This window comes from Streptococcus sp. GMD6S, from assembly GCF_000297015.1.
On the sequence record NZ_AJRH01000315.1, the window covers coordinates 1 to 1,982 of the forward strand.

Consider the following 1,982-nt stretch of genomic DNA (forward strand, 5'->3'; position numbering starts at 1 on the left):
ACAGCTCTTCGCTTGGAAAATAGTAAGTTGCGCGAACGCTTGGGCGAGGTGGAAGCAGATACACCCGTTAAGGCCAAGCATGTTCGTGAAAGCGTCCGCCGAATCTATAAAGACGGTTTTCACGTATGTAATGATTTTTATGGACAACGTCGCGAGCAGGACGAGGAATGTATGTTCTGTGATGAGTTGTTATATAGGGAGTAAGCATGCAGATTCAAAAAAGTTTTAAGGGACAATCTCCCTATGGCAAGCTTTACCTAGTAGCAACGCCGATTGGCAATCTAGATGATATGACCTTTCGTGCCATCCAGACCTTGAAAGAGGTGGACTGGATTGCTGCTGAGGACACGCGCAATACAGGGCTTCTGCTCAAGCATTTTGATATTTCGACCAAGCAAATCAGTTTTCATGAGCACAATGCCAAGGAAAAAATTCCTGATTTGATTGGTTTACTGAAAGCAGGACAAAGTATTGCTCAGGTTTCTGATGCGGGTCTGCCTAGTATCTCGGATCCTGGTCACGATTTAGTCAAGGCAGCCATTGAGGAAGAAATCGCAGTTGTTACCGTTCCAGGTGCCTCTGCAGGGATTTCTGCTTTGATTGCCAGTGGTTTGGCGCCGCAACCACATGTTTTTTATGGTTTCTTACCGAGAAAATCAGGTCAGCAAAAGCAATTTTTCAACTCAAAAAAAGACTATCCAGAAACTCAGATTTTCTACGAATCGCCTCACCGTGTGGCAGATACATTGGAAAATATGCTAGAAGTCTACGGTAACCGCTCGGTGGTCTTGGTCAGAGAATTGACCAAAATCTATGAAGAATACCAACGAGGAAAGATTTCAGAGCTACTAGAAAGCATAGCTGAAACGCCACTCAAGGGCGAATGCCTTCTCATCATTGAGGGTGCCAGTCAGGATGTGGAGGAAAAGGACGAGGAGGACTTGTTTTCAGATATCCAAGCACGCATCCAAGAAGGCATGAAGAAAAATCAAGCCATTAAGGAAGTTGCGAAACTCTACATGTGGAATAAAAGTCAACTCTATGCTGCCTACCACGACTGGGAAAAAAATCAAGAAAGTGATTAAACAGGGAAGTTTGCCATCTTCCCTTTTTTTGTTATACTAGTAGAAGAAAAATTAGAAAGATTTGTGGGTGTCAAACAGTCTAGTAGCTTGTTTTGATATGAACTTAGGTTCCACCCAAAGAGGTATTAGTGTCGTGTCTCAATCTTATATCAATGTTATCGGTGCTGGTTTGGCAGGTTCTGAAGCAGCTTACCAAATCGCAGAACGCGGTATTCCAGTTAAACTTTATGAAATGCGTGGGGTCAAGTCAACACCACAGCACAAAACAGACAATTTTGCTGAATTGGTTTGTTCCAATTCCTTACGTGGGGATGCTTTGACCAATGCAGTTGGGCTTCTCAAGGAAGAAATGCGTCGCTTGGGTTCTGTTATCTTGGAATCTGCTGAAGCTACACGTGTTCCTGCTGGTGGAGCCCTTGCGGTGGACCGTGATGGTTTCTCTCAAATGGTGACTGAAAAAGTGGCTAATCACCCCTTGATTGAAGTGGTTCGTGATGAAATTACAGAATTGCCGACTGATGTTATTACAGTTGTCGCTACTGGTCCTTTAACCAGCGATGCCCTAGCTGAAAAGATTCATGCCCTTAATGACGGTGATGGTTTCTATTTCTACGATGCGGCGGCGCCGATTATCGATGTCAATACCATCGATATGAGCAAGGTCTATCTCAAGTCTCGTTATGACAAGGGAGAAGCAGCCTACCTCAATGCCCCTATGACCAAGCAAGAATTTATGGATTTCCATGAAGCATTGATCAATGCGGAAGAAGCCCCGCTCAATTCGTTTGAAAAAGAAAAGTACTTTGAAGGTTGTATGCCTATCGAAGTCATGGCTAAGCGTGGCATTAAAACCATGCTTTATGGTCCGATGAAGCCAGTCGGTTTGGAGTATCCAGA

The 1,982-nt window shown here is 44.1% G+C and carries 3 protein-coding genes; all 3 read left to right on the forward strand.

Features of this window, described 5'->3' with window-relative positions:
* On the forward strand, positions 1-204 hold a 204-nt coding region (locus GMD6S_RS11235), incomplete at its 5' end, for an initiation control protein YabA (RefSeq protein ID WP_000315535.1).
* 2 nt (positions 205-206) lie between these two features.
* The gene (gene rsmI, locus GMD6S_RS11240) at positions 207-1,085 is read left to right on the forward strand and encodes a 16S rRNA (cytidine(1402)-2'-O)-methyltransferase (RefSeq protein ID WP_001166889.1); all 879 of its coding nucleotides are present in this window, start codon (positions 207-209) and stop codon (positions 1,083-1,085) included.
* A gap of 133 nt (positions 1,086-1,218) precedes the next feature.
* Positions 1,219-1,982: methylenetetrahydrofolate--tRNA-(uracil(54)-C(5))-methyltransferase (FADH(2)-oxidizing) TrmFO (trmFO, locus tag GMD6S_RS11245; RefSeq protein ID WP_000083704.1), on the forward strand; the 764-nt coding region annotated here is incomplete at its 3' end.

Bases quoted from the DNA above. Each gene is read 5' to 3' on its own strand.
- rsmI (WP_001166889.1), top strand. From the start codon at position 207: ATGCAGATTCAAAAAAGTTTTAAGGGACAATCTCCCTATGGCAAGCTT.